The following is a 9,227-nucleotide window of genomic DNA, read 5'->3' as shown; positions in this document are numbered from 1 at the left end:
ACGGGCTTGGTCTGGGTGGGGGCGGCGTAGGCGGTGGTGACGGGGCCGGCGATGGCGCCGCCGGTGAAGGCGAGCCCGGCGGCGGTCAGGGCGGTCTTACGCAGCATGTCGGTACGCATGGTGATAGCACCTTTCGATCGGGGGTGCGCGGACGCGCGGGGGAGCGGCGTGCCGCGAGGGGGAAGTCAGAACGGATCGCTCCGGCGGCGGGGGGCCTGCTCGGGCGTCCGGGATGTCTCAACGACCCGCGTCGGCCAGCCATTCCGCCGGCCGGTCGGGCCACCCGTGGCGCGGGGGGAGCGCCGTGGGTATGCCATGTTCAACGACCCGCGCGGGCCCACGATTCCGCCACCCGGGTGGCGCCGACCACGGGACGCAACCGGACATCAGGTGACGTCTGGAGATCGGTCGGACGCTAGAACCGGACAAATGGGTCCGCGCCTCGCAGGGTGCCGCAGTCGGTCGTCGGGTGAGCATGGTGCGGCGAGCGCCCTGTCGAGCTGATGTCGTAAACGACTCACCAGTCCTGCCTGCCCGAGCCGAGGCGCGCCGGGCCCACCGGTGGCCCCGATGGAGGCCCTCATCCCCGGCCCGCCGAAGTCGCTGGCGCAGCGGCCGGCGACCCCCCGCTTGGTCCGCCGCTACGTTCCGGCCAGGGCCGCCACAACGGGGCGTCGTTGCGCCCGCCGTTCCGTGCGCTGGGTCCGCCGCTCCCTTCGCTGGGCCGCCGTTCCGTTCGCTGGGTCGCCGAGCGGCTCGACGACCGATTCCGGCCGGCACGAACCGACCGGCGCTCGTACCCCCCGACTGCCGCGCACGGGCTCTGCCACGTCCGCGGCCCGCCGCTCCGCCCGCCCGCCACGCCCCCCGCTGGCCGCCCGATTCGGGACGGACGGGGCATCCCTGAATCGTCTACGACATCAGCTCGACAGGGCGCGACGAGGTGCGGGCGTAAGGCGCGCGGGGCGGGACGTCAGGCGGGCGGGGCGGGCGCGGAAGCCTCCTCAGGGCCGGGCTGGCGGGGGACTGCTGCGGGTGCCGGTGGTTCCGGCTGGGTGGGGATCGCCGCCTGTGGGGCGGCGGAAGCCGGTGGCTCCGTGGGCCACGGGATCTCCGGCGAGCGGTGGAAGGCCACGCCGGCGGCGGCCCAGCGCGGGCCGTGCCCGGCCAGCCGGCCGCGGAAGCCGGCCCAGTCGTGCGTCGCGCGGGGCGACCAGCCCAACTCGGCGATCGCGGGCAGGCGCGGGAAGAGCATGAACTCGACCTCCGCCCGCGAGGTGACCGACTCGGTCCACAGCGGCGCCTCCACGCCGAGCACCGCGTCGGCCGGTACGCCGGCCACGTGGGTGCCGGGATCCCAGTCGTACGCCCGCCGCACGTCGATGAGGCCCGCCCAGTCGTGCCCGATCGGGGTGTCCGGGGCGTACTTCATGTCGAGGTAGGCGTGGTTGGCGGGGGAGAGCACGAGCCGGGCGCCCCGGCGGACCGCGTCCGCGGTGACCCGGTCCTCGCCATCGGTGCCCCACCACTGGAGCACCCGCCCCCCGCTGTGCGCGGCGGGCGCGATCTGGTGCCAGCCCACCACGGTCCTGCCGGTTGCGGCGACGATGCGCTGGGCCCGCTCGACGAAGGCCGCGTACGCCTCGGGGCGCACCTTGAACGCCTCGTCGCCCCCGATGTGCAGCCACGGCCCGGGGGTGAGCGCGGCGATTTCGCCGAGCACGTCGGCGACGAACTCGTACGTCCGCTCGCTCGTGGGGTCGACGTAGCTGAAACCGACCTCGGTGCCGGTGTAGGGCGGTGGTGCGACGCCCTCCGGGGCCAGCTCGCCGTACGCGGTCAGCGCCGCGTGGGTGTGTCCCGGCAGGTCGATCTCCGGCACCACGGTGACGTGCCGCTCGGCGGCGTAGGCCACGATCCGCCGGTAGTCGTCGCGGCTGTAGTGCCCGCCCGGGCCGCCGCCCACCTCGCCCGCCCCGCCGACCTCGGCCAGCCGGGGCCAGGAGTCGACGGCGATCCGCCAGCCCTGGTCGTCGGTGAGGTGCAGGTGCAGGTGGTTGAGCTTGTAGCGGGCCAGGTGGTCGATCACCCGCAGCACGTCCGGTACGCCGAAGAAGTGCCGGGCCACGTCGAGCATCGCCCCCCGGTACGGGAACCGGGGCCGGTCGGTGATCGAACCCCCGGGCAGCACCCAGCGCTCGGCGGCCGGCGTCGGGCTCTCGACGGCGGCGGGCAGGAGTTGCCGCAGGGTCTGTACGCCGAAGAAGAGCCCGGCCCCGGTGGCGGCCTCGACGCGTACCCCGTCGGACGTCACGTCGAGCCGGTAGCCCTCCGGGCCGAGGTCGGCGGAGTCGACGAGCGCCAGCACGATGTCGCCGCCCGTCCCCGCCCGGGTGTCGTCGCCCACCGGGAGCGGATAGCCGGTGGCCGGCCGGAGCAGGTCGGCGAGCTGCCCGGCGGCGGCGCGGGCGTCGTCGTCGGGGCTCACCCGGATCACCGTGTCGGGGGTGAGCACGAAGTCGGCGCCCGCGACCGGCGCGACCCGCTCCGGGGCGGGCACGACGTCGCCCAGCCGTACGCGGGCGGCCGGAGCGGCCCCGCCGGCGGTTGTGGCCGGCGCGACGGGCAGGTCGCCGGGCGGCGGGGCGAGCGCGTCCTCGGCGGACCGGGTGGCCGTCCGGGCCAGCTCGGCCGCGGCCGGTTCGCGGACCGGCAGGTCAGGGTGCCCGGCCGGCCGCTCGCCCGCCGCAACGCTGGACGGGTCGAGCGGTTCCGGGGCGGTGGGAACGGGTGGCACGGCGGCGGCTCCCAGGGGTGTATTTGCGGCGGTTATGGCAAAGGTGAGGTTCACCGAAAGGGCTGCGGCCAAGACTACGAGGCGAAGCGGGAAATGCGTGATCGTGCGCGTGGAAGCGTTCCCAAAAACCGGTACGAACGCGGATAGTCGTGATGGCTGTGCCGATTGTCACCGAACGGTCCCGGGCCACCCGAAGTTCGCCTAGCCTTCGCCCCACCGGCCGGCTTGGCACCGGGATTGCCGGTGGTCCATCCCGGGGTAATGGGAGCAACTGAACCTTCGTTAAGTGTCGGACCGGCGTGCGTGGGAGGGCTCTGGTGGCAACGCAGGAGACGGTGGAACACAAGTACGTCTACGCCTTCGCCGAGGGCAACAAGGACCTCAAGGAACTGCTCGGCGGCAAGGGGGCCAACCTGGCCGAGATGACCAATCTCGGCCTGCCGGTCCCGCCGGGCTTCACGATCACCACGGAGGCCTGCAAGGCGTACCTCGCCACCGGGGAGGAGCCCGACGGCCTGGCCGACCAGATCGCCGCGCACCTCGCGTCGCTGGAGCGGGCGATGGGCAAGCGCCTCGGTGACCCGGAGGACCCGCTGCTGGTCTCCGTGCGCTCCGGCGCCAAGTTCTCCATGCCCGGCATGATGGAGACCGTCCTCAACGTCGGGCTCAACGACCGCAGCGTCCAGGGGCTCGCCCGGCAGGCCGGCGGCTCGGGCGGGCAGTCCACCCCCGGCGGCGCGGACCGGTTCGCCTGGGACTCCTACCGTCGCCTGATCCAGATGTTCGGCAAGACGGTGTGCGAGGTTCCGGGCGAGGAGTTCGAGCACGCGCTCGACGACGCCAAGCGGGCCAAGGGCACCCGCAACGACCTCGACCTCGACGCCGACGACCTGCGGGGGCTGGTCGACGCGTACAAGAAGATCTTCTTCAAGCACACCGGCCGGGAGTTCCCGCAGGAGCCGCGCGAGCAGCTCGACCTGGCCATCCGCGCGGTCTTCGAGTCGTGGAACGCCGAGCGCGCGGTGCTCTACCGCCGCCAGGAGCGCATCCCGGCCGACCTGGGCACGGCGGTCAACGTGGTGGCGATGGTCTTCGGCAACCTCGGCCCGGACTCCGGCACCGGTGTCGCGTTCACCCGCGACCCCGCCAGCGGCGCCCAGGGCATCTACGGCGACTACCTGGCCAACGCCCAGGGTGAGGACGTCGTCGCGGGCATCCGCAACACCGTGCCGTTGCAGGAGCTGGAGCTGCTGGACAAGAAGTCCTACGACGAACTGCTCGGCATCATGGCCCGGCTGGAGGGCCACTACCGCGACCTCTGCGACATCGAGTTCACCATCGAGCGCGGCAAGCTCTGGATGCTCCAGACGCGCGTCGGCAAGCGCACCGCCGCCGCGGCGTTCGTTATCGCCGGGCAGCTCGTCGACGAGGGCCTGATCGACCTCGACGAGGCGTTGCACCGCGTCAACGGCGCGCAGCTCGCCCAGCTGATGTTCCCGCGGTTCCGCCTCGACCACGAGTTCCAGCCGGTGGCGAAGGGGATCGGGGCGTCGCCGGGCGCGGCCTCGGGCAAGGTGGTCTTCACCTCCGCCCGCGCGGTCGAACTGGCCGCCGAGGGGGAGTCGGTGATCCTGGTCCGGCGCGAGACCAACCCGGACGACCTGAACGGCATGATCGCGGCCCAGGGCATCCTCACCTCGCGCGGCGGCAAGACCAGCCACGCCGCCGTGGTGGCGCGCGGCATGGGCAAGACCTGCGTCTCCGGCGCCGACGAGATCGAAGTGGACGTGCCGCAGCGCCGGTTCGTCGTCGGCGGGCAGACGGTCGTCGAGGGCGACGTCGTCTCCATCGACGGCACCACCGGCAAGGTCTACCTCGGCGAGGTGCCGGTCATGCCGTCGGAGGTGGTGCAGTACTTCGAGGGCAGCCTCGACCCGGAGCACGTCGACAACGCGCTGGTCCGGGCCGTACACCGGATCATGTCGCACGCCGACGCCAGGCGGCGGCTGGCCGTCCGCACGAACGCCGACACCGGCGCGGACGCCGCCCGGGCCCGGCGCTTCGGCGCGGAGGGCATCGGGCTGTGCCGCACCGAGCACATGTTCCTCGGCGACCGGCGCGAGCTGGTCGAGCGGCTGATCCTGGCCCGCGACAACGCCGAGCGGGAGGCCTCGCTGGCCGCGCTGCTGCCGTTGCAGCGCGCCGACTTCGAGGAGATCTTCCGGGAGATGGACGGGATGCCCGTCACCGTCCGGCTGATCGATCCGCCGCTGCACGAGTTCCTGCCCCCGCTGGAGCAGCTCGCGGTCAACGTGGCGGTCGCCCAGGAGCGCGGCGAGGACGTCGCCAAGGAGGAGGCGCTGCTCGCCGCCGTGCGGCGGATGCACGAGGAGAACCCGATGCTGGGTCTGCGCGGCGTCCGCCTCGGCCTGGTCATCCCCGGCCTGTTCGCCATGCAGGTCCGCGCCATCGCGGAGGCCGCGGTCACCGTCACGCGCGGCGGCGCGGTGGCCAAGCCGGAGATCATGGTCCCCCTGGTCGGCGCGGTGCAGGAGCTGGAGACGGTACGCGCCGAGGCCGAGAAGATCATTTCCGACGTGGTCGGGGACAGCGGCGTCGAGGTGCTGATCGGCACGATGATCGAGGTGCCCCGGGCGGCGCTGACCGCCGGCCAGATCGCCGAGGCGGCACAGTTCTTCTCCTTCGGCACCAACGACCTGACCCAGATGGGCTGGGGCTTCTCCCGCGACGACGTCGAGGGCGCCTTCTTCTGGCGCTACCTGGAGCTGGGCATCTTCGGCATCTCGCCGTTCGAGTCGATCGACCGCGACGGCGTGGGCCGGCTGGTGCGCATCGCCGCGGAGGAGGGCCGGGCCGCCCGTCCGGAGCTGAAGCTCGGCGTCTGCGGCGAGCACGGCGGTGACCCGGAGTCGGTGCACTTCTTCCACGAGGTCGGCCTGGACTACGTGTCCTGCTCGCCCTTCCGGGTGCCCGTCGCCCGGCTGGAGGCCGGCCGCGCGGCCGTGGAGACGGACGGCTCCGACAGCCGCTGACGCGGCGGAGGCGACAGGCCGGCGGCGGACCCGGGGGAGCGGGTCCGCCGCCGCTGCCGTGCGGGCGGCCCGTGCCGGCACGACCGCACCGTGGGTCGGGGGCCGGTCGCGACCGGCCCCCGGAGGGTTGCTCAGACCGGCGGGCGACGCCAGGCGTGCGGGCTGACGCGCCGGGGAAGCCTGCCGCCCGAGGTGCGGGCCGCCAGCGCGGCGTGCGCCTCGCGTACCGGCGCCGCACCCACCCGGCGGCTGGTGTCCAGCACCGAGCCGGTGCGCCGGGCCACCGCCCGCGCGTCGGCGTGCAGCTCCTCCAGGTCGGCGCTGGCGTCGGCCACCAGCGTCAGCAGGGCGTTACGCCCGGCGGGGTAGGTGACGACGGCGCCGGCGGAGGTGCGTACCACCGATTCCCGGAACTCGCCGTGCCGCACCGTGTCGGCCACCCGGTGGCCGAGGCCGAAGCTGGCCGCCGCGAGCGCCGCCAGGTGGGTGGCGTCCGTCGCCGGCAGGTCGCTGGAGATCAGCAGGCCGTCGGTGCCGGCCAGCACCGTGCCCGCCACCTCGGGGCGGCGCAGGCGCAGCCCCGACAGTTCCGTTCCCATCATCGTGTCCGCGTCCACGGGTTTCTCCCCCACCGTCGGGCCCTCAGTCTGGTCACGTTCCGCGCTGGGAACGCTACCGGCGGCCATGCCGGATCGCGATCCCGTAACCGTCGGCGATCGGTCGACAACTCTCGACTGTTCGGAGGTTGCGCAGCCGTCGCCCGCGCGCCGGCGGCGAGCCGTACGCGGCGCGCGGGCGTAACCTGATCGGCATGAGCAGCGCCTGGGAGAGCCTGACCGTCGACGCCCGGGACCCCGCCCGGCTCGCCCGCTGGTGGGCCGAGGCGCTGGGCTACCAGGTGGTCACCGAGCAGCCGGACGAGGTGGAGATCCGCCGATCCGCCGACCGGTTGCCGGGCATCGTCTTCGTGCCGGTCGCCGACGACAAGACCACCAAGAACCGGTTGCACATCGACCTGCGCCCCGACGACCTGGAGGCCGAGGTCGAGCGGCTGGTCGACATGGGTGCCCGGCACGTCGACGTGGGCCAGGGCGAGGTGGACTGGACCGTGCTGGCCGATCCGGAGGGCAACGAGTTCTGCGTGCTGCGGCAGCGTGCGTCCTGAGCGTGGCGGGCCGGACGATCCGGACGTCGCCCGTCGGGTCGACGAGCCGCCGAAGGACACCGGGTACGGGCGGTCGGCGTACGAGCGGGACCGTGCCCGGGTGCTGCACTCGGCGGCCTTCCGGCGGCTCGCCGCGAAGACCCAGGTGCACACGGCCGGCACCGACGACTTCCTGCGTACCCGGCTGACCCACTCGCTGGAGGTCGCGCAGATCGCCCGCGAGATGGGGGCGCGGCTGGGCTGCGACCCGGACGTGGTGGACACCGCCGGGCTCGCCCACGACCTCGGCCACCCGCCGTTCGGGCACAACGGCGAGGACGCGCTCGACGAGCTGGCGGCCGGGTGCGGCGGCTTCGAGGGCAACGCGCAGACGCTGCGGGTGCTGACCCGGCTGGAGGCCAAGGTCCTCGCCCCGGACGGCAGCTCCGCCGGCCTCAACCTGACCCGCGCCTCGCTCGACGCGGTCAGCAAGTACCCGTGGCCGCGCCGGCCCGGCGTACGCAAGTTCGGCGTGTACGACGACGACCTCCCGCTCTTCGCCTGGCTGCGGGCCGGCGGGCCGGGTGACGACCGGCGCTGCCTGGAGGCGCAGGTGATGGACTGGGCCGACGACGTCGCGTACTCGGTGCACGACGTCGAGGACGGCATCCACGGCGGGTACGTGGCGCTGCGCCCGCTGCTGCACGACCCGCAGGAACGGGCCGCGCTCTGCGCCGACGTCGCCGCCACCTACTCCGGCGAGTCCCCGGCCGACCTCGGCGACGTGCTGCTGGAACTGCTCGACGACCCGGTGCTCGCCCCGCTGGCCGGCTACGACGGCAGCCACCGGGCGCAGGCGGCGCTGAAGGCGACCACCAGCGTGCTGACCGGCCGCTTCGTCTCGGCCGCGGTGGCGGCCACGCAGGAGCGCTACGGTCCCGGCCCGCACCGCCGCTACGCCGCCGACCTGGTGGTGCCCCGGCGCGTCCGGGCGCGGTGCGCCCTGCTCAAGGGCATCGCCCTGCGGTACGTGATGCGCCGCCCCGGCTCGGGCGAGCGCTACCGGCGGCAGCGGGAGGTCCTGGCCGAGCTGGTGCACGCCCTGGTCGCCCGGGCGCCGGACGGGCTGGATCCGGTCTTCGCCCCGCTCTGGTCGGCGGCGCCGGACGACGCGGCCCGGCAGCGGGTGGTGATCGATCAGGTCGCCTCGTTGACCGACCCGGCGGCCGTCGCCTGGCACGCGCGGTTGGTGCGCGGCGCGGGGGCCGATCGCCCGCCGAGCGGATGACGGGGATGGGCGGGGGAGCAAACTTAGGCTAACCTAACCGGCATGACGGAGCGCCCCATCAAGGTCACGACCGCCCGGGTGCTGCGCACCGGGCGGCCCACCCCCCATCTGGTCCGGCTGGTGCTCGGGGGTGAGGAGCTGGCCGGCCTGCCGGTGGGCGAGTTCACCGACCACTACATCAAGATCGTCTTCCCGGTGCCGGGGGTGGAGTACCCGAGCCCGATGGAGCTGAACGCGATCCGTCGTGACCTGCCCCGGGAGCAGTGGCCCCGGCTGCGCGCGTACACAGTGCGGGTCTGGGACGCGGCGAGCGGCGAAATGACCGTCGACATCGTGCACCACGGCGACGTCGGGGTGGGCGGGCCCTGGGCTGCCGCGCTGCGCCCCGGCGACCCGGTGCACTTCGTCGGCCCCGGTGGGGCGTACGCCCCCAGCCCGGACGCCGACTGGCACCTGCTGGTGGGCGACGAGAGCGCCCTGCCGGCGATCGCCGCCGCCCTGGAGCGGCTGCCCGTAGGCGCCCCGGCCGCCGTCTTCGTCGAGGTCGCCGACCGGGCCGACGAGCAGCCGCTGGCCAGCCCCGGCGCCGTACGCCTGACCTGGCTGCACCGGGGCGACCGCCCGGTCGGGGAGGCCCTGGTCGCGGCCGTGCGCGCCCTGGAGTTCCCGCCCGGCGACGTGCACGCCTTCGTGCACGGCGAGGCCACCTTCGTCAAGGAGCTGCGCCGCCTGCTGCGCGTCGAGCGCGGTGTCTCCCGCGAGCGGCTCTCCATCTCCGGCTACTGGCGTCGGGGCCTGGACGACGAGGGCTGGCGTGCCAGCAAGTCCGACTGGAACCGTCAGGTGGAGGCCGAGGAGTCCGCCGCCGTACCGGCCTGAGCGACGCCGGAACCCTGCCCCGGCGCCGTCCCGGTCGCCCGGCAGCGGGGTGTTTCGCCCGATGTC

The 9,227-nt window shown here is 74.2% G+C and carries 6 protein-coding genes; 4 read left to right on the top strand and 2 right to left on the bottom strand.

Annotation, left to right across the window (positions count from 1 at the left end; all coding sequences use genetic code 11):
* Positions 1 to 973: 973 nt before the first annotated feature.
* Positions 974 to 2,797, bottom strand: a complete 1,824-nt coding sequence (locus ACTMS2_RS09900) for a beta-N-acetylhexosaminidase (protein ID WP_441175126.1) — start codon at positions 2,795 to 2,797, stop codon at positions 974 to 976.
* Between the two features lie 317 nt (positions 2,798 to 3,114).
* Here ACTMS2_RS09900 and ppdK point away from each other — a divergent pair, with 317 nt between their 5' ends.
* Positions 3,115 to 5,850, top strand: a complete 2,736-nt coding sequence (ppdK, locus tag ACTMS2_RS09895; protein WP_441175125.1) for a pyruvate, phosphate dikinase — start codon at positions 3,115 to 3,117, stop codon at positions 5,848 to 5,850.
* 131 nt (positions 5,851 to 5,981) lie between these two features.
* On the opposite strand, the gene ACTMS2_RS09890 is transcribed toward ppdK, so the two are convergent.
* On the bottom strand, positions 5,982 to 6,467 hold the full coding sequence (locus ACTMS2_RS09890; RefSeq protein WP_441175124.1) for a roadblock/LC7 domain-containing protein: 486 nt from the start codon (positions 6,465 to 6,467) through the stop codon (positions 5,982 to 5,984).
* Between the two features lie 194 nt (positions 6,468 to 6,661).
* Between ACTMS2_RS09890 and ACTMS2_RS09885 the strand changes: the two genes are divergently transcribed.
* Genes ACTMS2_RS09885 through ACTMS2_RS09875 form a run of 3 tightly spaced genes read left to right on the top strand, consistent with a single transcriptional unit; the run spans position 6,662 to position 9,161 of the window.
* Complete coding sequence (locus tag ACTMS2_RS09885; RefSeq protein ID WP_441175123.1) at positions 6,662 to 7,015, top strand: VOC family protein; 354 nt, start codon at positions 6,662 to 6,664, stop codon at positions 7,013 to 7,015.
* The gene (locus ACTMS2_RS09880) at positions 7,005 to 8,282 is read left to right on the top strand and encodes a deoxyguanosinetriphosphate triphosphohydrolase (RefSeq protein ID WP_441175122.1); all 1,278 of its coding nucleotides are present in this window, start codon (positions 7,005 to 7,007) and stop codon (positions 8,280 to 8,282) included. The genes ACTMS2_RS09885 and ACTMS2_RS09880 overlap by 11 nt, the downstream gene beginning before the upstream one ends.
* Positions 8,283 to 8,324: 42 nt before the next feature.
* Positions 8,325 to 9,161, top strand: coding sequence for a siderophore-interacting protein (locus ACTMS2_RS09875; protein WP_441175121.1), 837 nt, complete (start codon positions 8,325 to 8,327; stop codon positions 9,159 to 9,161).
* The last annotated feature ends 66 nt before the right edge of the window (positions 9,162 to 9,227 follow it).

Origin of the sequence: Micromonospora sp. SD12 (assembly GCF_052068495.1) — a bacterium.
GTDB classification, from domain to species: Bacteria; Actinomycetota; Actinomycetes; order Mycobacteriales; family Micromonosporaceae; genus Micromonospora; species Micromonospora echinofusca.
This window is presented reverse-complemented; position numbering and strand designations above follow the sequence as displayed.